Source organism: Hymenobacter aranciens (assembly GCF_030580865.1).
GTDB lineage: Bacteria > Bacteroidota > Bacteroidia > Cytophagales > Hymenobacteraceae > Hymenobacter > Hymenobacter aranciens.
Genome location: NZ_JAUQSY010000013.1, coordinates 81,227 through 105,054 on the forward strand (window position 1 = coordinate 81,227; position 23,828 = coordinate 105,054).

The following is a 23,828-nucleotide window of genomic DNA, read 5'->3' on the forward strand; positions in this document are numbered from 1 at the left end:
TGGTAGAGAGGTTTATTAGACGAGAACGGAAATGGCTTGGGGTTGCGGGGCGGTTGGCACCGGCTGCAGCCGGGGCGACAGCCAGTGCATCAGGGCCCAGGCCAGCAGGTAGGAGAAGCCGCAGAAACTGAAAATCAGATTGTAGCCGCCCAGCAGGTCGCCCTGGCTTTTGTAGAGGTCGAGCAAATAGCCCACCAGCAGCGGAAACAACAGGCTGCCAATGGAGCCCGCCATGCCGCCCAGCCCAATCACCGAGCTCACCGACTGCTTCGGAAACATGTCGGAGGCCAGCGTGAACATATTGGCGCTCCAGGCCTGGTGGGCCGCTGCCGCGAGGCTGATGAGCGCCACCGCCGGCCAGATACCAGTGGCGTAACGCGCCGCCACGATGGGCACTACCAGCAGCGCGAAGCTCAGCATGGCGGCCTTGCGCGCCCGCGCCACCGGCCAGCCGCGCTTGATGAGGTACGACGACAAGTAGCCGCCGCCGATGCTACCCACTGTGGTGGCCGTGTACACGATAACCAATGGCAGGTTCGGCTTTTTCAAATCGAGGTTGAACGTGGTGGCGAAGTAGGAGGGTAGCCAGAAGAGGAAAAACCACCAGATTGGGTCGGTCAGAAACTTGCCAGTGATGTACACCCAGGTTTGCCGCAGGCGCAACAGCGCGGCCCAGCTAAAGGATTTTCCCTGAGATTCTTCGACTTCGTTGTCACTGTGAATGTAAGCGAACTCGGCGGCCGAAAGCCGTGCCTGCCGGCTGGGAATTTCGTAGTAAATCAGCCAGAAAACCAGCCACACGAAGCCAATGGCCCCGGTGATAATAAAGGCTTCCTCCCAGCCGTAAGCGCCCAGCAGCCAGGGCACCATAATGGGCGCCACCACGGCGCCCACGTTGGCGCCCGAGTTGAAAATGCCGGTGGCCAGGGCCCGCTCTTTCTTCGGAAACCACTCGGCCACGGCCGTGATGGCGGCCGGGAAATTGCCGGCCTCGCCCAGGCCCAGCAGCGCCCGCACCGCCCCAAAGCCGAAAGTGCTGCCCACGGCGGCGTGCGCCACCGCCGCCACACTCCATACTACCAGCGAGATAGTGTAGCCATGCTTCGTGCCGAGACGGCTGATGATTTTGCCAAACAGCAGCAAGCCCACCGCGTAGGCCACCGAAAACGCCACCACGATGTGGCTGTAGTCGGTTTCGGTCCAGGCAAAGCGCTGCTCCAGCACGGGCTTGATGAGCCCGATAACCTGCCGGTCGAGGTAGTTGATGGTGGTGGCGAAGAAGAGCAGCGCCACCACCACCCAGCGGTAACGGCCGATTGGGTTGGGGTTCATGGGTTTATAATTTGATTATCGTGCTTGCGTTCAACCCCACCCCCGGCCCCTCCCCTTCGGGAGAGGGTAGCCGGTCATGCGCGGTTAGGCTTTTCTAAAAAATCGTCAGGCTCCCCTCTCCCGAAGGATTCCGCGCATCAAGCGGCGTGGGCCGGGGGGTGGGGTTATTTAACTACCAGCGTAGCCGAAGCCATCGGGCTGACCCCCAGAGCCGTGCTACGGGCGCTGGGCAGCGAACCGCCCACCCATACCTTCACCGGGCCGGTGGGGGCCACGTTCTTGCCTTGGGCATCAATCAGCGCCAGCTGCTCGGGCGTGAGGGTGAACTTGACGGTGGTGCTGGCGCCCGGCGCGAGGCTCACGCGGCGGAAGCCTTTGAGGGCGAAAAGCGGAGCTTCGATGCCCTTGGTGGCCGAGTGCTGGAGGTAGAGTTGCACTACTTCGTCGCCGGCCACGGGGCCGGAGTTAGTGATGGTGGCGGTGACTTCTACTGGCTTGTTCTTAGCCACTTTCGGAGCCGAGAGCCTGAGGTTGCTGTAAGCGAATTTGGTGTAGCTCAAGCCGAAGCCGAAAGGGTACATCGGTTCCGATTCCTGGTAGCGGTAGGTGCGGCCTTTCATGCCGTAGCTTTCGTAGGCGGGCAGCTGGGCGAGGCTCATGGGGAAGGTGAGGGGCAGGCGGCCCGAGGGCGAAACTTTGCCGAACACCAAGTCAGCCACGGCGTTGCCGCCTTCCTCGCCGGGGTACCAGGCCAGCAGCACGGCGTCGGACAACTCGTGTACTTCGCTGAGGTTCATGGGCGAGCCGCCGGTGATGATAGTCACGATTTTCTTGGTATTGTCCTTGCGCAGCTTTTTGAGGTAGTCGAGCTGGTTCTGGGGCAGGTTGTAATCGATGCGGTCGCCGTAGGTGGTGGAAGAAATCGACTCGCCCTCTTCACCCTCAATCAAACCGTTGATGCCCAGCACCACGAAGGTTACATCGGCCTCGTGCGCCACGTCGGTGGCCCAGTCGATGGGGTTCTGGTTGGCGCGGTCGAGCAGGGTGCCCTGGCGGTACTGGATTTGGCTGCCGGGGGCTACGCCGCCCACCAGCCCCTCCAGGATGGTGCTCATGCTGGAATTGACGCCGTAGTAGTTGCCAATCAGGGCCTCCAGGTTGCCGGCGTTGGGGCCGGTCACGAAATACATTGGCAGGTTATTGCGCAGGGGCAGCACGCCGTTGTTTTTCAGCAGCACCATTGATTTTTGGGCGGCCTCGCGGGCCAAGGCGCGGTGTTCGGGGCTATTCACCGTGGAGGCTGGGATGTTGTCGTAGGGCGAACTGCCCTGCGGGTCGAAGAGGCCCAGGCGGAAGCGGGTGCGCAGCAGCACCGTGAGGGCGCTATCGAGCTGACTTTCTTTCACCAGGCCCTGTTTCACGGCCTCGGGCAGGTGGGGGTATTCGTTGCCGCAATCGAGGCTGACGCCGCTTTTCAGGGCGAGGGCGGCGGCCTGGGCGGGCGTTTTCACCACCTTGTGGCCCTGGTAGAAGTCGGTGATGGCCCAGCAATCGCTCACGACGTGGCCCTGGAAGCCCCACTCGGTGCGCAACACGTCGCGCAGCAGGTACTTATTGGCGCAGCAGGGCTCGCCGTTGGTGCTGTTGTAGGCGCACATTACGGCCTCCACCTTGGCCTCCTGCACCAGCGCCTGGAAGGCGGGCAGGTAGGTTTCGCGCAGGTCGTGGGGCGTGGCCTGGGCGTTGAACTCGTGGCGCAGGCGCTCGGGGCCGCTGTGCACGGCGAAGTGCTTGGCGCAGGCTGCCACTTTTAGGTGCTGCGGGTCAGGGCCTTGCAGGCCGCGCACGAAGGCCACGCCCAGGCGCGAGGTCAGGTAGGGGTCTTCGCCGTAGGTTTCCTGGCCCCGGCCCCAGCGCGGGTCGCGGAAGATGTTGATGTTGGGCGTCCAGAAGGTGAGGCCGCCGTAGCGCAGGCGGTGATTCTGGGCGGCGGCCACGTTGTACATGGCCCGGGCCTCGTCCGAAATGGCCGTTGACACACGCAGGGCCAGGCCGTCGTCGAAGCTGGCACCCAGGCCGATGGCCTGTGGAAACACCGTGGCCTGCCCGGCCCGGCCCACGCCGTGCAGGGCCTCATTCCACCAGTTGTAGGCCGGCACGCCCAGGCGCTCGATGGCGTGGGTATCGTGCATCAGTTGGTCGGCCTTTTCAGCCAGCGTCAGCTTCGAAATCAGGTCTTTGACGCGGGCATCGAGCGGCTGGCGCGGGTCGCGGAACACGGGCGTGGTCTGGGCCTGGGCGGCGGGCGTAAGGCTCAGCGCGAGCAGGGCCAACGCGGGGAGGAGCTTGCGGGAATTAAAAGTCATCGGTGCGGAATGGCGAGGCGGGTAGTCCCTCGCGGTTAGTGAGATTGGAGTCGGTGGGATTGTCGGCCCAGGCGTAGCGCACGGCTACGGGCGTGGGCACTTGGTCGCTCCAGACCAGGATTTTATCTTTTTCAATGCGGGCCTGGGCGGGCACGAAGCGGCGGTCGGCCCCGGCGATGGTGAAGCCGGCTAGTGGGGCGTTGCCTTTGGTCAGCAGACCATTGGCGGGATTAGAAAATTGCAGAACGATTTTATTGCCAGTGGTTTGGGTCGAATGGTAGAGCGGTCCGGCGGCTACCACCTGCTGGTCGCCATACGCCACCTGGCGGGCGGCCAGGGCCAGGCGGTGGCCCACAGTCTGCTTGTCGAGGGGGTGAATGTCGTTCCACTCGCCTGTGTCGGTGATGACGGCCATGCCGGTGTGCGGCAGGGCCAGCAGGCGGCGCTGGGCGTCGCGCACGGCGGCCCAGCTGCTTTCGCCGGGCTCCTTTTTGGCGGCCATGAAGTTGGCCAGCTGCACGTAGAGGAAGGGCAGCTTGGGCTGCTGAAACTGCGTCCGCCAGTCGGCAATGAGGCTGGTCATCAGTGCCTGGTAGTCGGCCGGGTTCTTGGTATTCGACTCGCCCTGATACCACAGCACGCCTTTCAGCGCGTAGGGCAGCAGCGGCGCAATCAGGCCGTTGTAAAGCCCGCCGGGCTGGTAATGGAACGTGGTGGTAGCGGGCGTGAGCGGCAACGTGGCGCCCAACCGGTATTGCCAAGCACCGCGCAAGTCCAGCGTCTGGCCGCCAGCCGTGAGCTGGTAATTCTTGTCAAGCGTAAAGCCGCCGCGTCCCGAGTTGCTGATGAGGCGCACCGTGATGATGTTCTTCCCCGCTTTGAGCACGCCCGGCCCGAAGTCGTACTTGCGCGGCGGGTATTGATATCCGGTTGTGCCCACCAGCTGGCCGTTGAAGTAAGTCGAGTCCGCATCCACCAGCGTGCCCAACTCCAGGCGGCCGGGCTGGCCCGCTAGGGTGGCCGGCAGGTCAATTTCCTTGCGAAACCAGACCACGCCGTTCACCGCGCCCAGGGGCGTTTGGTCGGCCCAGTAGCCGGGCACGTTCATCGTGGCCCAGCCGCTGGCGTCGTAGCCGGGGGACGACCATCTCGTTTGGCCGGGCGCTTCGCCCAGGTCGGCGCGGTGCAGCTGCTTATACCAGTCGGTTACGGCGGCGTTTTCGCGCTGCTTAATGCTGGCAACCAAAGCGCTGTCCTGGTAAGGCGCGCTTTGCTGCTCGTATTTTGGAAACTGTTTCAACGCCCCGGCGCTCAGCCAGGCTTCGGCGGGGGAGCCACCTACGGCATTGCGTATTAGGCCGACGGGCACCTGGTATTGGGCGCTGATTTCCCGGGCGAAGAAGTAGCCGACGGCGGTGAAATCGAGCACCGTTTGCGGGTCGGCGGCCAGCCAGCGGCCCCCGCTAACGTCGGTCAGTGGGCGACGGAATTCGTAGCGCAAGGGCACCGCAAACTGCCGGATGCGCGGGTTGGCGGCCTGGGCAATGACTTCGGGGTACTTGTCGCGCACGCGGCGCATGGGCAGTTCCATGTTCGACTGGCCCGAGCACAGCCATACGTCGCCCACCAGAATGTCTTTTACCGTCAGCTCGTTGCTGGCCTTAATGCTCAGCTCAAACGGCCCGCCGGCCGACTGCCGGGCCAGCGGGATGCTCCAGCGGCCGGCCGCATCGGCGGTGGCGCGGTAGGTTTTGCCCCGGAAGCGCAGCGTCAGGCTTTCGCCGGGCGTGGCCCAGCCCCACACGTTTACCTCGGCATCGCGTTGCAGCACCATGCCGTCACTCACCAGGCGGGGGAGGCGCACCGTCGCGGCAGCTTCCGGGGCCAGCAGCAACAGGCAGGCCAGCGCCGCCAGCCCGGGGATGCCCCCGAGCGGCCGACGCAGTCGCTCCATATTGTTGTCGCTGAAAATCATGATTTAGTAAGTGTAGAGCTTGATGTGCTGAATGCTGTACTCGCCGCCGGCCACGCGCACGTGGCGGCCCTGGTGGTCCTGGTCGCCGTTCAGGCGGCGGCCGGGCACCCATTTTTCGCTTTCGAAATGACCTTCGTCCACGCTGATATAGCCGGCGCGCTTGCCCTTGGCGAGCGGCTCGCAAGTGACTACCAGACCGGTGCCCACGAGGTAAAACTCGTCGGGCGCCACGGCGATGAGCAGGCCGCCGCCGGGGCTCCAGTCGGCCTTTTTGGCGCCCAATGACCAGCCCAGTGTGTACTCGTGCCGGGCGGTGAAGCGGTAGTCGCCGAGCGTGGTGGTGCGGGCGGCCGAGTCCTTTTGCAGCAGGAAGCCGCGCACCTGCCCGGCGGGTTGGTACTTGCCCAGCAACGGCGTTATCTGTTGCAGCAGCTCGTAGGCTTTGCCGATGGGGGCGCCTTTCAGGGTGTCGCTGCCTTCGATAGCGAAAGGCGAGAAGGCGAGGCAGTTGTAGTGGCCGAAGGCGAAGAAAGCCTTGGCATCCACACCGTCCTCAAAACGATGCTCGGGGATAAAGAGCGGGTTGCCGCCGCGGGTGTAGAGGTCGCTCCAATGCTCGAAATTGGGGTTGTAGAAGTCAGGGGCCAGCATGTCGAGGGCCGGGGCGCCGGCCAGCCACACGTCCATGAGGTGGGGGAGGGGGCCGGCGCTGGGGTACTTGCCGGGCGGCACGCCGGGCCGGTTCAGGGCCGCGTTCACGTACATCGGTAGGGGGTAGGCAGCCTTGCCGGCCACGGTCAGGGCGTTAGTGAACGTGGCGTAGTGCCAGGCCATAAAAACCTCGTCGGCAGCCAGGCTTTTGCCGAAAACTTCTTCCCAGCTGCCCTTGGTTTTGGCGCCCTGCTTCTGCCAGACGGCGGCAAACTCGGGTTTCAGGTTCTTCTTTTCGCGCTGCAGGTAGCTCAGCAGTTGCGCCGGAACTTGTTGTTTGAAAGCCGCATTGGCTAGCGGGTCGTAGCTGCGGGCGGTGGGCAGCATGCCGATTTCATTCTCCACCTGCACCGTGATAACGGTGTGCTGGCCATCCACTTCCTTGAGGTGCTGCATCAGCCGCACAAAAGCTTTCTGGTCGATTTCGAGGTTGCGCGGCTCGAAGGGCGTCATGATTTCCTGCGGCACGCCGTGGTCATCTTCCACCCGGGGAAAGCGCTTTAAGTCAGTCTTTACCCAGGCCGGGGCGTAGCACGACATACTGTTTTTCCAGGCGCCGAACCACAACAGTACCAGCTTCATCTGGTGCTTGCGGGCGTCGCGCAGCAGGTCGTCCACCAGCGTGAAATCGAACTTGCCCTCCGTTGGCTCCATAAGCTCCCAGTACACCGGCGCGATGACCGTGTTCAGGTGCATGGCCTTCAGCTTGGGCCACACGGACTGCATGTAGACGGTGCTGGAGGCGGTGGAATTGCCCAGCTCGCCGCCCAATATGAAGAAGGGTTTACCATCGACCAGCAGCTGCGTGCTGTTACCGGTTTTGACGAGGCGGGGCAGGCTGCTTTGGGCGCGGGTGCCCACAGCAGTCAGCCCAAGCAGGCCGGTTAGCAAAATACTGCTTAGTAGATGGATAAGCTTCAAGGCGAAAGGGGGAATAGCAGGTTGAAAAATGGCCCGATACGGGCAATGGAGCAGTCCGCCGGACTACCGGAGCATGTCCGGCGGACGTCCATTCATAGCTTAGTTGTAGCCCATATTCTGCGTGATTTTGCCGCTGCTGCGGTCAACTTCCTGCTGCGGGATGGGTCGGAGAGTGTGGAAGTCCTGGATATTAGCCGCGGCGGCCGAGCCATACACGCCGTAGGTGCGCGAGGCCACGGCGGGCGACAGGCTGCGCACGCGCGACACCAGCGTGCCGGTGCGTTTCAGGTCGAACCAGCGCACCATTTCGCCGGTCAGCTCGCGGGTGCGCTCTTCGAGGAAGAACGTGGGCGTGAGGGCGGCGGCGGTGATGCGCATGTCGGCAGCTTTGCCGGGGGCGGCGGCGCGCTCGCGGATGACGTTGATGTAATCGCGGGCCTGGTCGGTGTTGCCGAGGTAGTAAAATGCCTCAGCGGCAATGAGGTAGGTTTCGGCCAGACGGTACACAATGAACGGGCGGGTCGAGGGCGAGTTCACGGCGCTGCGGTTCAGGCAGTCGTACTTTTTCATGCGCGGGTAAAACTCGCGGGTGTACTGGCTGGGCGGGATGGCGCGGAACGGCGCCGGGCGGCGGGCCGCAATCTGGGCCAGGCGGGCGGCCGACAGTTCGTAGCCCGGGTACCATACCGAGGTGTCGCCCACCACGGCGGCGGTCGAGCCACCGTTGTTGCCCGGGCGGTTCACGAAGTACGTCGTGGTCCACCAGGTGCCGAAGCGCGCGTCGGTCGAGCGCAGCGTGGGGCCGCTTTCGCCGGGCATGACAAAGGAGTTGAGCAGGTACTCGGTGGGGCAGAACCGGGCGTAGGGGCGCATGTTGGGAATGTCGCGTACCATGTTGGGCAACAGGTCGTAGCGGCTGCCCCACATCCAGCCAAACAGATTGGTGCCGGTGTAGTTGAAAGGGTCGGTCTGGGTGAAGGTGGCGTCGCCGTTAAACTGCACGTTCATCAGCACTTCCTTGCCGTTTTCGTTGCCCTCGCGGTGCACGGCGCTCAGCGCGTCGAGGCCCACGCTGTAGCGCGTCTGGTTGTCAATCAGCTCCTTGGCAAACTTAGCTGCATCGGCATAGTCGGTGGCCTGCTTGGCGGGGTGGGTGGCGCGGGTCAGGTGCACCTTGGCCAGCAGGTGCAGGGCCGTGGCGCGGGTCACGCGGCCGGGCTGGGCTGGCTTGTCGGCGATGGCGCCCAAGGCGTCGGTCAGGTCCTGAATAATAGCCTGATACACTTCGGCCTGCGGCGCCCGGACTACGTCCTTGGTGGGCGCGTCCACAAACTTCAGCATCAGCGGCACGTCGCCGTAGGTTTGCACCAGCAGGAAGTAATACTGCGCCCGCAGCACTTTCGCTTCGGCCTTAATTTGCTCAATTCGGGCCGTGCTGAGGCCCTGCACGCTGGCCGCGTACTGAATGACCCCGTTCACGTTATTCACGTAACGGTAGAGGTTGCCCCACACGTTGGTGGGGGCGGCGGCCGTCGGAATCAGCAGGCCGGTGGCGTAGTCGTCGAGCCCGCTCGGCGAGAAGATGCCGGTCGTGAACTCGTCGGTGCCCGCCACGCACATAAAAATGGTTTCCTCGCTGCTGCCGTAGTAGGTGCGCAGGCCGGCGTAGGAACCGGTGAGGCCGGCCTCCAGGCCCTGCGGCGTACTCAGAAACGAGGGCACCAGCACCGATTCGGGCTGCTCGTCCAGAATGTCCTTTTCGCAGCCCGTCAGGGTCAGCATCGCCGACAGGCCCAGGGTTAGTAAGAATAACTTTTTCATCTCGAAAGAGCTGTTTTTGAATGGGGTGAGCGGCGGACTGGCCGAATGGCGGGAGCTAATTCAGAATTGCTGCAACCACTCATCCGGCCAGTCACAAAGGCCGCATTTAAGTTAAAAAGCCAGGTTCACGCCCACGATGTAGGAGCGGGTGACGGGGTAGTTCACCCCGCGCGAGGTGGCGCCCGGATTCAGCGTATTCGGGTCGCCATCAGTGAATTCGACGTTGCCCACGCTGCTCGAGTTAAAGCGCGTGGAGTACGACAGCGCGTCCGGGTCGATGGCCTGGTTGTTCTGGTAGAACTTCACCGACGACCAAATCCAGGGGTTCTGCACCTGCAGGTAGATGCGGGCCGAACTCAGGAAGGCCTTCTTGGCCCAGCCCGTGGGCAGGGTGTAGCCCAGGTCGATGCTACGGATTTTGACGAACGTACCGCTCTGGTAAGCAAGCGTCTGGTAGTTGGCGGGCAGGTCGGCGCCCTGGCGGGGCTGCGGAAATTCGTTGGTCGGGTTCTGGGGCGTCCAGTAGTCCAGGTTCACCTGGTTGCGGCGCGAGTCGAAGGTGGTGAAGTAGGTGCCGGCGTACAGCAGCGGGTCGACGATGGTGGCGCCCACGCGGGTCATGCCCACGGCGGTCAGGTCGAAGCCTTTGAAGCGGAAGCGCTGGGTCATCCCGGCCTCGAACTTGGGCTGGCGCGAGCCAATAATCTGGCGGTCGGCGGCCGTGATTTTGCCGTCGTTATTGAGGTCTTCAATCTTAATCTGGCCCACGCGGCTGCCGGCCGCCGCCGCGGCAGTTTCCTCGCCGGTCTGCCAGATGCCGACTTTCTTGTAGCCGTAGAACACGTACAGCGGCTGGCCGATGAAACGCTGGTTGCCAATGTCATCCAGCTCCTTGCCGTTCTCGTCCTGGAGGTCCAGCGACAGCACCTTCTCGCGGTTCATGGTGAAGTTCCAGTCGGTGCTCCACTCGAAGCCGCTGGCGCTTTTGGCGCGGATGTTGGCCGTGGTCAAGGTTACTTCGAGGCCGCGGTTCTGGGTCTGGCCGCCGTTGCGGGTGAACGAGTTATAGCCGGTAGCGGTGGGTAGGGCGTCGGGCAGCAGCAGGTCGCTGGTGCGCTGCTGGTACACTTCCACGCTACCCGTGATGCGGTTTTTGAAGAAGCCGAAATCCAAGCCGAAGTTGGTGGTGGTGGTGTATTCCCAGCCCAGGTTGGGGTTGGGGATGGTGTTGGCTACCACGCCGGCCGCGCCGGTACTGCCGTAGTTATAGTAGCCATTGCCCAGGCTCGATTGCAGCGAGCCCAGGGTCTGGTAGGGGTTCACGGCGGTGCTGCCCACGCGGCCCAGGCTGGCGCGCAGCTTCAGGTTGTCGAGCCACTCCGCATCGCGGATAAACGACTCATTGGCAATGTTCCAGGCCACGGCGGCTGAGGGAAAAGCCTTGTACTTGTTGCCCGGCGCCAGGCGCGACGAGCCATCGACGCGCACCGTAACGGTGGCCGAGTAGCGGTTGTCGAATGAGTAGTTGGCGCGGCCCATGTAGGAGAGGATGGTCCACTTCACCGGCTGGGTCGGGTTGTTCACGCCAATCGGCGTGCCGGTGCCCAGGTTATTGTCGAACTGGTTATTAGCCAAGGTGTTTTGCACCGCGCCGCCGAAGCCGTCTACGCGGTACTGCTGGGCGCTGTAGAGGCCGGTCAGGTTCAACTCGTGCTTCTCGGCAAAGGTGCGGTTGTAGGTCAGGATGTTCTCGGCCAGCAGGTTGAAGGCCAGGTTGGTCGACTGGCCGGCCTGGTTGAAGCCGCCGCCGCGCTGGGGCGTCTGCGAGGCGTAGAAGTAGCCGTAGTTCTCGTTGCGGGCGTCGAGGCCCACGTTGAGGCGGTAGTCGAGGCCCGGCAGGATGTTTACCTGACCGTAGAGGCTGTTGAAGGTGCGCAGGCGGCGGCGCTGCTCCTTGTGCGCATTAGGAGCGTAGAGGCCCAGCGCGTTAGGCTGCGATTGGTCGGTGTTCGGATACAGAATCGGAATGCCGCTGGCATCGTATGGCGAAGCCAGCGGGCTCACCACCAGTATCGAGTTCATGATGTTGATGGTCGGGTCGTCGTGGTTCGTGAACGAGTTCAGCGTATTGAATCCCACCTTGATGCGCTTGCTAATCTGCTGGTCGAGGGTGCCGCGCAAGGTATAGCGCCGGATGCGCTGCACCGGCACAATGCCCGTCTCGTCGTAGTAGCCCAGCGAGGCCGAGTACTGCGTCTGCTCGGTGCCGCCGCTGAGGCCCAGCGAGTGGTTCTGGATGTGGCCTTTCTGGTAGAAAGCATCCTGGTAGTCAAAGCTCTTGCCGGCGGCGTAGTTGGCGCGCTCGTCGGCAGTCAGGAAGGAGGTGCCGGTGTTGTTGGGGTCGAAGCTGGGGTTGGCGGCCAGGTAGGCCTGCTTGCGGTACTCGTAGTACTCGGCGCCGTTCATCAGGTCGTAGCGGCCGTAGGCTTCCTTCTGGCCGTAGTAGCCGTTGTAGGTCACGCGGGCCGCGCCGGTTTTGCCGCGCTTGGTCGAAACCAGGATGACGCCGTTGGCGCCCCGGGCCCCGTAAATAGCGGTGGATGAGGCGTCTTTCAGCACTTCCACACCGCTGATGTCGTCGGGGTTCAGGTCGTTGAGGCTGCCGTCGTAGGGCACGCCGTCCACCACCAGCAGCGGGTCGTTGGAACCGGAAAACGAGCGGTTGCCGCGGATGCGGATAACCGGCGTCTGGCCCGGTGAGGAAGTGGCGCTCGAAATCGTGACGCCGGCCGCGCGGCCCTGCAGGGCCTGGCCCACGTTGGCTACCGGCACATCGCGCAGGGCTTTTTCATCGACTGATGAAATGGCGCCCGTCACCTGGCTTTTTTTCTGGCTGCCGTAACCCACCACCTGCACTTCGTCCAGGGCCTGGGTTTCGGCGGTCAGCTGGGCATCCACGCGGCCGGAAGTGCCGATGGCAACTTCCTTTTTCTGAAAGCCCACCGAGCTAAACACCAGCGTGTTTTGCCCGTCGGGCACGCTCAGGGTGTAGTTGCCGGTAGCGTCGGTGCCGGTGCCCACGGTCGTGCCCTTCACGATAACTGTGACGCCGGGCACGCCCTCGCCCTTGGCATCGGTGACGGTGCCCGCCACGCTGCGGCTCTGCGCCCAGGCCGTGCCCGGCCGCAGACTGCCCGCCAGCAGCAGCACCGCTGCCAGTAGTTGCGCCCATTGCCGAACCCGGCGGAGCGCGAGATTAGATAAACGTTTTTGCATGGTGTTGAGTGGGTTTTGGAGGTTTGTGTAGTGGGAAAAAATGCGGGAAAGCGGCCCTAAAAGCCGATGGAGTTGCCGCCGTCCACGGGCAGCGAGGCCCCGGTGATATAGCCGGCGGCCTCCGAGGCGAGGAACACGGCGGCCAGGCCAATATCCTGGGGCTGACCGAATTTGCCCATCGGGGTGCGGCGCATGGCGCGGTCGCGGCGGTCGGGGTCCGAGTTCATGGCCGTGCGGCTCATCTCGGTTTCGATAAAGCCCGGCGCGATGGCATTCACCCGCACGTTATCTTTCGAAAACTCCGAGGCCAGCACTTTCACCATGCCCTCCACTGCCGACTTGGAGGCCGCGTAGGCCACCACGCGGTCGATGCCGTAGTAGGCCGCCATCGACGAAATCATCAGGATGACCCCACGCTTGCGGGCCACCATCCGTTTGGCGCACACCCGGGTGAGGGCAAATACGGCACTCAGGTTGGTGTGAATGATGCGGTTAAACTCCTCATCGGTCACGTCGAGGGCGGGCTTTTTCATATTCACCCCGGCGTTGTTTACCAGGATGTCGAGCGGGCCGTAAGTCGTCTCAATCTCCGCCACCAGCCCTTCGAGCGACTCCAGGTCGCCCACGTCGTTGGCGAGGTAGTGCGCCATCGGACCGAGCTCGGCCACGGCCTCCCGCAGCACCTCCTCACGCCGCCCGGTGATGATGACCGTAGCGCCGGCCGTGGCCATGCAGCGGGCTATTTCCAGGCCGATGCCGGTGCCGCCCCCGGTGATGAGCGCCAGTTGGCCCTCCAGCGAAAACGGGTTGGCGGCCTGGCCGTCGGGTTGCAGGATGGTGGCGGTGAGTCGTTCAGCAGAAGTCATGATAAAGGTTTGTTAGCGTAGTTGGTAGATGGCAACCTGCTCCTTGATTTCGGCCAGCGAGCGGATTGGCTTGGGGAACGGGGCGGGGATGGGCCGCCGCGAAAAAGTCTGGAAGTAGAGCACGCAGGCGTCGCGCCACCAGAGGGCTTCGCGGTGCTGCACCTGCAGGCGGGCCGCCACGTCGGCGTGCAGCTCGGCATCCACGGCGGGCTGCACGGCGGCCCACTGCCGCTGCATCCAGAGCACCGAATCGGCGCCGGTGTAGTAGCGGGTGCAGAGCTCATCCCAGAGCGGGCGGCCGGTGCTCAGCTTCTGGCCCCAGGGCAGGTGGTGAAACCAGAGCAGGAAATCGGGCGGGCAGGTGGCCGGGCTACCCCAGCGCTGTCGCAGGGCGGGGGCGTAGAGGGCCAGCGCGTTGGAGCCCATAGCGGTGCGGTCGAAACCCAGGCCCACGGAGTCGGCCCGGTGGTAATAAATGGCGGTCCAGTCGGGCCGGGCGCTTTTGGTCAGCCAGGGCTCGGGACCGTAGTGCAGATTCTGGCCCATGATGTGGTGCAAACCCAGCGGCGTGGTGTAGCGCACGTAGATGCTGCGCGACTCGTTGAGCACCTGCGTGATGCTGCGCACGGCGGCGGGCTCCTGGGTCAGCGTCATGCGGGTCCATTCCTCAGCGATGGCGGCGGGGCTGAGCGTATGGTCCCAGGCCAGGCGGCCGAAGGCGTACCAGTTGGCCTGGCCCACCGGGTGGCCGGTCCAGTTGCGGTCGGCGCCGATGTTGGCCACGCCCGCGATGCCGCTCACGGCGTGGTTTTCGAGGCTGCCGTCCACCACTTTGGCCACCGTCGAGCCGGGACCTTTGGCGTAAGTATCAGCCATCAGGCACTCCTTGATGAGCGGGCCCAGATACACGAGGTGCGTAGCAAAGCCCAGGTACTCCTGCGTCAGCTGCACCTCCAGCATCAGCGGGGTGCGCGGCATAGCGCCGAACAGCGGGTGAAACGGCTCGCGGGCTTGAAAATCAATTGGTCCGTTCTTCACCTGCACCAGCACTTTGGGGGCAAATTTGCCGTCGAGCGGCTGGAATTCCTCGTAGGCCTGCTTGAACCGGTCGCCGCTACCGGCCTGGTACACAAAGGCCCGCCACATCACCGCGCCGTCGTGCTGGCCGAGGGCACGGGCCAGCATGTTGGCGCCGTCGGCGTGGTTGCGGCCGTAGTCCTGCGGGCCTGGCTCACCCTCCGAGTTGGCCTTCACCAGGAAGCCGCCGAAGTCGGGAATGGTCTTGTAAATCTCGTCCGTGCGGTGGGCCCACCACTGCTGCACCTGCGGGTTGAGCGGGTCAGAAGTCGTCAGGCCGCCAATGACTTTCGGCGCGGCCCACAGCACAGACAAATACACCCGAATGCCATACGGCCGTAGCACGCCCGCCACGGCGGCCACCTTGCGCAGATACTCCGGCGTGAGGTAGCGGGCGCTGGCATTCACGTTGTTAAGCACCACGCCGTTGATGCCGATGGAGGCATTGGCGCGGGCGTAATCCTCGTAGCGCGGGTCGATACGCTCGGGCAGCTCCTGCCATTTCCAGATGGACGAGCCGGCGTAGCCGCGCTCCACGGTGCCATTAGGATTATCCCAATGGTTTAATAGCCGATACTGAATGCGTGGGCTGCTCGTCAGCGCCAGATTGGCCAGCGGCTGCCGCGTCTGCAACTGCCGCAGCAGCGCAAACACGCCGTACAGCAACGCCGCCCCGCTACGCCCCGAAACCACCAGATTGCCGCCCTGCGTTGCGATTTGGAAGCCCTCGGGGCTGCCTTTTGCTGCGGAAGCTGAGTTGGTTTTCTTCTTTCCCGAAACGTTTGCGGTATTCGTTTGCGCCGAAACGTTTGCAGTCGGGTCAATGCGAAGAATTATCCCGCGTTTTGTGCTATTTTTCTCCGCCTGGTTCAGTACCGGTACCGACTGGTCCAGCAGGCCCTGCAGGCCGCGCTGCAATTCGGCGGCGGCCGTGCGCAACACCACGTCCTGACCCTCGGCCACAATGAACTGGGCCGAAGCCTGATACTGCGCCCGCAGGCTCGCATCGGCCACCCGGTCATACTTCAGCCACAGGCGGTAGCCGTCGTCGGCCACGCTGGGCTGCATGGCGGCGGCGAGTAGTAGCAGGAAGAAGAAGGTGAAACGGAGTAGCATTGAGGTGGGAATCGGAGTAGAAGGCCTTAGGCGGGTTCGGTTAGTACAAACGGTTGATTTACTGATGCTGCGCTGGCTGTCAGTTCGCGTCGGATGGCATATTCCAGCCCGCGCAGCTCTGCCAGCCCGCGCAGGCGGCCGATGGCGGAGTAGCCGGGGTAGGATTTCTTGTGCAGGTCGTCGAGCATCTGGTGGCCGTGGTCGGGGCGCATGGGAATGGCGCTGGCGCCCTGGCCACTAGCGGCGCGGCGCTGCTCTTCCAGCAGCAGCTCGCGCACCACGGCGTACATGTCCACGTCGCCCGCGAGGTGGTCGGCTTCGTGGAAATTGCGCGGGTTTTCCTCGCGCTTCGTGGCTCGCAGGTGGATAAAGTGGATGCGTGAGCCGAAGCGGCGGGCAATGGCTGCCAGGTTGTTATCCGCCCGTACGCCCAAAGAACCGGTGCAGAACGTGAGGCCGTTAGCCGGCACGTCGCAGGCGGCTAACAGGGCGGCAACATCGTCCGCCGTGCTCAGCACGCGGGGCAAACCCAGCAGCGGAAAGGGCGGGTCGTCGGGGTGAATGCAAAGATTAATGCCGACCTCGGCAGCCACCGGGGCCACTTGCTGAATGAAGTAGTGCAGGTTGGCCCGGAGCGTCGTCTCGTCGATGGTAGCGTACTCGTTCAGTAAGCTCTGAAAACCAGTCAGCTCAAAGGCTTCTTCGGAGCCGGGCAGGCCCAGCAGGATGGTATTAGTGAGGCCGGCAATTTCCTCGGCGCTCATGGCGGCGTGCTGCTGCCGGGCGGCTTCGGCCACGGCGGGCTCGTAGTCGGCCTCGGCGCCGGGGCGCTGCAGAATGCAGAGGTCGAAGACAGCAAAGTCCTGCCACACAAATCGTAGCGCACGGGAACCGTCCGGCATTTCGTAGCTCAGGTTGGTGCGCGACCAGTCCAGCACGGGCATGAAATTGTAGCACACCGTGCGCAGGCCGCAAGCCGCCAGGTTGCGTAGTGATTCTTGATAAGTAGCAATGTAGCCTTCGCGGCTGGGCAAGCCTTTCTTGATGGCCTCGTGCACGGGCAGGCTTTCTACCACGGCCCAGTGCAAGGGCGTGTGCGTGGCATTATCGGCCTCAATCTGCTGCTGGCGGGCCCGGATTTCCGCTACCGGCCACACGGCGCCCACGGGCAGCTGGTGTAGCGCGCTTACCACGCCTGTGCAGCCGGCCTGCCGGATGTCGAACAGCGAAACCGGGTCGTGGGGCCCAAACCAGCGCATCGTATGTAGCATGAACGCGACAATAAAAAGTGCAATTTTTCAAGTGCTGCTGCCGGTGCTTGTGCCGACCGACTGCAAACGTGCCCGGAGAATGATTCAGCGGACTTGGTGTCGAAAGTAGAACATGATTTGGTAATCGCAACTGAAAAAAACGGCCCATTTTCAGCGGATTAGCAGAATAACTATCGGCAACGTTTCCGAAAACGTTGCCGATAGTTATTTTTCCGATAAATTCCCCAAAAAAAGTTTTGGCCCCGGTGCAAGTCCAATTGCCTGGACGTTCTTTCACTCTCCACTACTCCTGGCTCATGGTCTGCTTTAAATACAATTTATCGTGATAAGCTGCGTCAAATGCCAGCTCACCGAGCCGGTGCTGAAGGCGGGGTTCGTGCGCGGGCGGCAGCGGTATTTCTGCAAGGCCTGCAGCTACCATTTCACGGCCGAAAGAACCGAGCCCACACCCAAGCGCCGGGCCCAGACCACCATCGGCGACATTGCCAAGGCGGTGGGCGTGGCGCCATCCACGGTATCGCGGGCGCTGAACGGGCACGTCGATATCAGTCCCGTCACCCGGCAGGCCATTGTAGACGCCGCCCGGCAGCTCGACTACCATCCTAACCTGCTGGCTCAAAGTCTTAAGAATCGTGAAACGCATACCATTGGCGTTATTATCCCCGACATTGAGCGGCCGTTTTTTGCCACCGTGGTCAGTGGTATCCAGTCGGTAGCCACCGAGGCGGGCTACCGGGTAATGATTTGCCAGTCGAAGGAATCGTACCAGACCGAGGTGAGCAACGTGCAGGCCTTGGTAGCCAGCCAGGTAGATGGCCTTCTCATCTGCCACTCGCGCGAAACCAAGAACTTCGACCACGTGAAGCCGCCGGCTTGCCGGGGCATTCCGGTCATTCACTTCGACCGCGTGAGCAACGAGGTGGACAGCGCCAAAGTCATTCTGGATGACTGGAATGGCGCGTTCACCGTCACCGAGCACCTCATTCAGCAGGGGGCGCGGCGGGTGGCCATCCTGGCCGGGCCGGCCGAGCTGCTCATCAGCCGCAACCGCCTGGCCGGCTACCAGCACGCGCTGAAGCGCTACCAGCTGCCGTTGCGGCCCGAATACGAGGCGCACATTGAGTTCCAAACCGAGGAAGCGGTGGCAACGCTGGATACCTGGCTGGCGCTGCCGGAGCCGCCCGACGCCATTTTTGCCGTCAACTATACAAATGCCTTCGACCTGCTGGTGGCGCTGAAGAAGCGCGGCGTGCGCGTGCCCCAGGATGTGGCGGTGGCCGGCTTCGGCGATGAGTTTATGGCCGCCATGATTGAGCCGGGGCTGACGACCGTTGATTTACACCCGTACCGCATTGGGCAGCAGACGGCCCGGCTGTTTCTGGAGCAGGTGCAGCAGCAGGAGAATTTCCAGCCGCGCACCTTCGTGATTTCCGGCGACTTGATTATCCGGCAGTCGTCGCTGAAGGGGAAGGGCGAGACGTTTGCGCTGGGGATTTAGGCGGCGGGCGCTGCCATAAAACAACCTCCGCCCGTTCGGGTTGACTTGCTACGCCGCCGCCCGGTCAACGCCAGCGGGCCCAACTACGTATTTCCTGCTTCCTTCACTCCCTAAACTAATACGTTCATGCTCAAACGTGATTTCCTGCGCAATACCTTCGCCCTGGCCCTCGGCACTCTGGTAAGCCCCGCCCTGCTGGCCCGCGCCAAGGACGAGCGGTTTCTGCGCGAGGCCCGCGCCACGCCCATTGCCGACGGCCCGTTTACGCTGCCGCCGCTGCCCTACGCCTTCGACGCGCTGGAACCGCACATCGATGCCCGCACCATGGAAATCCACCACGACGCGCATCACAAAACCTACGTATCGAAGCTCAACGACGCGGTGGTGGGCAAACCCCAGGAAAAGATGACGTTGGAGCAGCTGGTGGGCAGCGCCAGCAAGCAGCCCGACGCCGTGCGCAACAACGCCGGCGGGCACTGGAATCACTCGTTCTTCTGGCCGCTGCTGTCGAAATCCGGCGGCGGGCAGCCCACGGGCGCGCTGGCGGCGGCCATCACCAAGGACTTCGGCTCGTTTGAGAAGTTCAAGGAGGAATTCGGTAAGGCCGCCGCTGGGCGCTTCGGCTCCGGCTGGGCCTGGCTCAGCCTTAATAAAGCAGGCAAGCTCTTTATTTCTTCGACGCCCAACCAGGACAGCCCGCTGATGGATGTGCCGGGTATTGAGCGCGGCACCCCGGTGCTGGGCCTCGACGTGTGGGAGCACGCCTACTACCTCAAATACCAGAACAAGCGGCCGGACTATGTGGCCGCTTTCTGGAACGTGGTGAACTGGAATCAGGCCAACACGAACTTCGACAAGGCCCGCAAAGGCTAGGCTCGTTTCCCAGAACTTAATGGGCAAAGGCCGTGCTTCCATTCCGGAAAGCGCGGCTTTTTGCTGCGGTAGTACGCATGAAAACAGGGTTAAAGCAGCATGAAAAGGGTATTAAAAGCTTGCCTTTTGGGCGTTTAAGGTGGTAACTTCACCAAAAAATCACTTTCGCAAAGCTTCACAATCCCTGGGATTGGGTTTGACTGGATGGCGCAAAAGCTTGCGGGTCTTTTGGTTCGGGTAACTATGCAACTGCTGCGCCGGGTATTGGTACCTGGCGGCATTTTCGCTATGGTCGAGCTTTTATCCCGCACCGCTCGTAAGCGCAACCATTCGGCTCACGATTTCTCTTTATTGGCACCTGCATGGCCTCAAAAACTAAATTAGCCTTACCCCCGCCCACGCCCTGGCAGCGCCTCACGCGCATGCTTGACACGGAGCGGGAAACGATTCGCTACATCTTTTACTACGCCATCGTCACGGGGCTTATCAGCCTGTCGCTGCCGCTGGGCACGCAGGCCGTATTCAATATGGTGTCGACCGGCGCCGTGTTCAGCAACACCTACATTCTCATTGGGGTAGTGGTGCTGGGCGTGCTGCTGGGCGGCATCCTGCTGGTGGGCCAGATGACGCTGGTCGAGGCCGTCGAGCAGCGCCTCTTCGCCAAAGCGGCCATTGAGTTTGCCTACCGCCTGCCGCGCATCAAGCCCGAAATGCTGGAGGACGAAAACCCACCCGAGCTGGTGAACCGCTTTTTCGACATTCTGACCGTGCAGAAGGGCCTGACCAAGCTGCTCATTGACCTGGTGTTTGCGGGGTTTCAGATTGTGTTCGGGGTGCTGGTGCTGTCGTTCTACCACCCGGTTTTTATTGGGCTGGGGCTGTTTATCATCCTGATGATGATAGTGGTGTACGTGATGAGCTACCGCCGCGCCCTGCGCACGAGCATCGACGAATCGGCGCACAAGTATGAGGTGGTGGACTGGCTGGAACAGGTGGCGGGCCAGCTGCCGAACTTTCGTGGGAGCGCGCTGGAGCGCAAGCGCGCGCTGGTGCGCACCGACGAGCTGACGGCCGAGTACCTGCACGCCCGCAACGCCCACTTCCGGGTGCTGAAGCAGTACTACTGGTGGTCGGTGGCCGTGCGCACGCTCATCACCGGCGGGCTGCTGATTGCTGGCACGCTGTTCGTGGTGTCGCGGCAGATGACGCTGGGGCAATTCGTGGCCGCCGAGGTGCTTATCGTGCAAATCAGCGCCTCGATTGAGAAGCTGGTGGCGGGCATCAGCACCGTGTTTGATGTGCTGACGGGCGTGGAGAAGCTGGGGGCCGTGACCGACCTGCCGATGGAAGAAACCGAAAAGACCGACGTGTATCATGCTTAACATATCCAACCAGAGCGTAGCCCCGGAGGTATGGGAAAACGAGCCGCAGCAGTCGTGCAAGGAGCTGATTGACCACCGCGGGGGCCGGCGGCTGGCCCGCGTGACCATCGCCATTGCGCTGGTGTTCATTGTGATACTTTTCCTGCCCTGGCGGCAGACCATTCAGGGCAGCGGTAGCCTGACCACGCTGCGCCCGCAGGACCGCCCTCAGACGGTGCAAAACCAGATTGCGGGCCGCATCGAGCACTGGCACGTGCGCGAGGGCCAGTTGGTGCAGGCGGGCGATACCGTCCTGACTATCTCCGAAATAAAGGACGAGTACTTCGACCCCAACCTGCCCGAGCGCCTGCGCGAGCAGCTGGCGGCCAAGGAAGGCAACGTGCGGGCCTACGACGCCAAAATAGAAGCCACCGACCACCAGATGCGGGCCCTGAGCACCACGCTGCAGGTGCAGCTCGACGCGGCCCGCAACCGCGTGACCCAGGCCCGCAACACGGTGCGCATCGACAGCGCCGACCTGGTGGCGGTGACCAACTTTTTCCAGATTGCTCAGAACCGGCTGGCGCGCTACGAGGAGGGCTACAAGAACGGCCTGTTCTCGCTGACGGACATTGAAACCCGCCGCCTCAAGCTGCAGGAGGACCGGGCCAAGGTGACGGCCCAGCGCAACAAGCTGCTCAACTCGCAGCAGTCGCTGGCCAACGCCGTTATCGAGCTGGCCAACCTGCGGGCCAAGTACCAGCAGGACCTGGCCAAGGCCGAGTCGGACCGCAGCTCGGCGGTGTCGAGCAAGGCCAGCTCGGAGGGCGAGGTAGCCATCACGCGTAATAAAATTGCCAACGTGGGCGTGCGCCGGGGGCTGTACGTGGTGCGCGCGCCCCAGACGGGCTACGTGGTGCGGACGCTGAAAGCCGGTATCGGCGAGACGATTAAGGAGGGCGAATCCATTGCCACGCTGCAGCCGGAGGCGCCGGTGCTGGCGGCCGAGCTCTACGTGCGGCCGATGGACGTGCCGCTGATTCAGCGGGGGCGGCAGGTGCGGCTGCAGTTCGACGGCTGGCCGGCGCTGCAGTTTTCGGGCTGGCCCTCGGTGGCGGTGGGCACCTTTGGCGGCACCGTGACGGTGATTGACGTGGTGAACAGCCCCAACGGCAAGTACCGCCTGCTGGTGCGCCCCAACGACCACCACGAGAGCGAGCACGGCTGGCCTGCCCAGCTGCGTCTGGGCTCGGGCGTGTACGGCTGGGTGATTCTCGACTCGGTGCCGGTGTGGTATGAAATCTGGCGGCAGCTCAACGGCTTCCCGCCCAGCCTGCAGGAGGCGCCGGAGGAGGGCTCGCCGGTGAAAGCGGATAAGAAATAGAGACGTATGAGGAGTATTCAAGCCTTTGCCGTGCAACCCAGGGCGCGCCGTCTGCTGACGGCCGGGCTATTGCTGCTGCTCAGCATCGGAAGCGCCCGCGCTCAGGACCCCCGCCTGCCCACCCAGAAGCCGGGCCTGGAGCCCGCGCCGGTGCAGACGCAGCAGCTGGCCCAGGACCGCCCGCCGGCTGATACCGCCCACGTCTTCGCCCTGCTGGATTTGGCCGAGCTGGTCTTTACCAGCCACCCCATCGTGAAGCAGGCCCAGCTGCTCAGCGACGTGGGCCGGGCGCAGGTGCTGGAGGCCCGCGGCGGCTTCGACCCTAAGCTGGGCTCAGGGTTTGACCGCAAGCTCTTCGGCGGGACGGACTACTATAACAACTGGGCCAACGAGCTCAAGGTGCCCATCTGGCCGGGCGGCATCGACCTCAAGGTGGGTTACGACCGGATGGTGGGCACCTACGTGAACCCCGAGCACCGCACGCCGCAGGGGGGGCTGGCCATAGCGGGCCTGTCGGTGCCGCTGGGGCAGGGGCTGCTGATTGATGCCCGCCGCAACGACCTGCGGCAGGCCCGCTGGATGCAGACCGCCGCCGAGGCCGACCGCGTGAAGCTGATTAACGAGGTGTGGCTCGATGCCCAGAAGGCCTACTGGAACTGGTACTTTGCCTACCAGCAAACGCTGCTCATCGAGGAGGGCGTGGCCCTGGCCCAGACGCGCTTCCAGGGCATCAGCCGGCGGGCGCTGCTTGGCGACCAGGCGCCCATCGACTCGGTGGAGGCCCAGATAACCGTGCAGGACCGCATCGTGCAGATGCAGCAGCAAGTGGTAGAGCAGCAGAACAACTTCCTGCTGCTCTCCAACTACCTCTGGAACAAGGATAGCCAGCCGGTGGAGCTGCCGGCCTACGCGGTGCCCCAGCGCCCGCCCATGCCCGTGGTCGACTCGGTGGAGTTTGCCCGCCTGCGCGATTTGGCCAGCAACCAGCACCCCACGCTCATCAAGCTCGACGCCAAGGTGCGGCAGCTGCGCATTGAGGAGAGCTACCGGCGCGAGCTGCTGAAGCCCACGCTCAACGTGAGCGGCTACCTGCTCAGCCGGGGCGACTTTTACCGCTCGGAGGTGCCTTCGTACTACGCCTTTGGGCGCGACAACTACAAGCTGGGGGTGGACTTTGCCTTCCCGCTCTTCCTGCGCAAGGAGCGCGGCAAGCTGCAGCAGGCCCGCCTCAAGGTGCTCGACGCGGCCCTGGAGCAGCAGCAGCAGCGCCGCACCATCACCAACCAGGTGAACGCCATTTACAACACGTTGAAGGCTTACGAGCGCCAGCTGGAGGTGCAGGCCCAGACCATTGCCAACCAGCGCCTGCTGCTGCGCGCCGAGCTCCAGAAGTTTGAGCTGGGCGAGAGCACCATCTTCCTCATCAATACCCGCGAGAGCAAGCTCATCGACCTGCGCCTCAAGCAGGAGAGCATGCGGGCCAGCTACGAGAAGGCCCGGGCCGAACTGTATTACTACGCCGGCAGCCGCACGCTGCGCCCGGAGTAGTCCGGCGGGGCAGCGTAGCTGCTGCTGCCTTTCTTCAGAAGGGATAATCCCGTACCGACCACGGCTGCCCAGTTTATGGGCAGCCGTTATCATGTGCTGCCCACCCGTTATCACGTGCTGCCCACCCGTGCCCACGTGCTGCCCACCCGTGCCCACGTGCTGCCCACCCGTGCCCACGTGGTTCGCACCCGTGCCCACGTGCTGCCCACCCGTGCCCACGTGGTTCGCACCCGTGCCCACGAGGTTCGCACCCGTACCCACGTGGTTTGCACCCGTGCCCACGTGGTTTGCAACCGTACCCACGTGCTGCCCACCCGTGCCCACGTGCTGCCCACCCGTGCCCGGCACGTGGGCACGGGTGGGCAGCAGCCGCACAGCACTGTGGTGATGCCGAACGGCCGGTAGCAAAAAAGGACGGCCCGTGCGGACCGT

The 23,828-nt window shown here is 63.5% G+C and carries 15 protein-coding genes; 6 read left to right on the forward strand and 9 right to left on the reverse strand.

Features of this window, described 5'->3' with window-relative positions; genetic code table 11:
• Nucleotides 1-15: 15 nt before the first annotated feature.
• The 9 genes from Q5H93_RS18360 to uxuA form a co-directional block, all read right to left on the reverse strand.
• Nucleotides 16-1,332 carry an MFS transporter gene (locus tag Q5H93_RS18360; RefSeq protein ID WP_305008100.1) on the reverse strand — a complete coding sequence of 439 codons (1,317 nt, stop codon included), beginning with the start codon at nt 1,330-1,332 and terminating at the stop codon, nt 16-18.
• A gap of 164 nt (nt 1,333-1,496) precedes the next feature.
• Nucleotides 1,497-3,698: a glycoside hydrolase family 3 N-terminal domain-containing protein gene (locus tag Q5H93_RS18365; RefSeq protein WP_305008101.1), complete on the reverse strand. Its 2,202-nt coding sequence runs from the start codon at nt 3,696-3,698 to the stop codon at nt 1,497-1,499.
• Nucleotides 3,688-5,673 carry a sialate O-acetylesterase gene (locus Q5H93_RS18370; protein WP_305008102.1) on the reverse strand — a complete coding sequence of 662 codons (1,986 nt, stop codon included), beginning with the start codon at nt 5,671-5,673 and terminating at the stop codon, nt 3,688-3,690. Before Q5H93_RS18370 ends, Q5H93_RS18365 begins: the two co-directional genes overlap by 11 nt.
• A gap of 3 nt (nt 5,674-5,676) precedes the next feature.
• Nucleotides 5,677-7,305: a GH35 family beta-galactosidase gene (locus Q5H93_RS18375; RefSeq protein ID WP_305008103.1), complete on the reverse strand. Its 1,629-nt coding sequence runs from the start codon at nt 7,303-7,305 to the stop codon at nt 5,677-5,679.
• A 99-nt stretch (nt 7,306-7,404) separates the two neighbouring features.
• Nucleotides 7,405-9,126, reverse strand: a complete 1,722-nt coding sequence (locus tag Q5H93_RS18380) for a RagB/SusD family nutrient uptake outer membrane protein (protein WP_305008104.1) — start codon at nt 9,124-9,126, stop codon at nt 7,405-7,407.
• Nucleotides 9,127-9,237: 111 nt separating this feature from the next.
• A complete protein-coding gene (locus Q5H93_RS18385; RefSeq protein ID WP_305008105.1) occupies nt 9,238-12,402 on the reverse strand; it encodes a SusC/RagA family TonB-linked outer membrane protein in 3,165 nt (1,054 codons plus the stop codon).
• A gap of 56 nt (nt 12,403-12,458) precedes the next feature.
• Nucleotides 12,459-13,268, reverse strand: a complete 810-nt coding sequence (locus tag Q5H93_RS18390; protein WP_305008106.1) for an SDR family NAD(P)-dependent oxidoreductase — start codon at nt 13,266-13,268, stop codon at nt 12,459-12,461.
• 12 nt (nt 13,269-13,280) lie between these two features.
• The gene (locus Q5H93_RS18395) at nt 13,281-15,461 is read right to left on the reverse strand and encodes an alpha-glucuronidase family glycosyl hydrolase (protein ID WP_305008107.1); all 2,181 of its coding nucleotides are present in this window, start codon (nt 15,459-15,461) and stop codon (nt 13,281-13,283) included.
• 26 nt (nt 15,462-15,487) lie between these two features.
• Nucleotides 15,488-16,732, reverse strand: coding sequence for a mannonate dehydratase (uxuA, locus tag Q5H93_RS18400; RefSeq protein ID WP_305008108.1), 1,245 nt, complete (start codon nt 16,730-16,732; stop codon nt 15,488-15,490).
• 322 nt (nt 16,733-17,054) lie between these two features.
• Here uxuA and Q5H93_RS18405 point away from each other — a divergent pair, with 322 nt between their 5' ends.
• The 6 genes from Q5H93_RS18405 (at nt 17,055) to Q5H93_RS18430 (ending at nt 23,801) form a co-directional block, all read left to right on the forward strand.
• Nucleotides 17,055-18,230, forward strand: coding sequence for a LacI family DNA-binding transcriptional regulator (locus tag Q5H93_RS18405; RefSeq protein WP_305008109.1), 1,176 nt, complete (start codon nt 17,055-17,057; stop codon nt 18,228-18,230).
• A gap of 126 nt (nt 18,231-18,356) precedes the next feature.
• The gene (locus Q5H93_RS18410; RefSeq protein WP_305008110.1) at nt 18,357-19,103 is read left to right on the forward strand and encodes a superoxide dismutase; all 747 of its coding nucleotides are present in this window, start codon (nt 18,357-18,359) and stop codon (nt 19,101-19,103) included.
• 362 nt (nt 19,104-19,465) lie between these two features.
• Nucleotides 19,466-20,485, forward strand: a complete 1,020-nt coding sequence (locus Q5H93_RS18415; RefSeq protein ID WP_305008111.1) for an ABC transporter transmembrane domain-containing protein — start codon at nt 19,466-19,468, stop codon at nt 20,483-20,485.
• Complete coding sequence (locus Q5H93_RS18420) at nt 20,478-21,848, forward strand: HlyD family secretion protein (protein ID WP_305008112.1); 1,371 nt, start codon at nt 20,478-20,480, stop codon at nt 21,846-21,848. Before Q5H93_RS18415 ends, Q5H93_RS18420 begins: the two co-directional genes overlap by 8 nt.
• Before the next feature lie 30 nt (nt 21,849-21,878).
• Nucleotides 21,879-23,396, forward strand: coding sequence for a TolC family protein (locus tag Q5H93_RS18425; protein WP_305008113.1), 1,518 nt, complete (start codon nt 21,879-21,881; stop codon nt 23,394-23,396).
• 75 nt (nt 23,397-23,471) lie between these two features.
• Entirely contained in the window at nt 23,472-23,801 is a 330-nt protein-coding gene (locus Q5H93_RS18430) for a hypothetical protein (protein ID WP_305008114.1), read from the forward strand.
• Nucleotides 23,802-23,828: the final 27 nt, after the last annotated feature.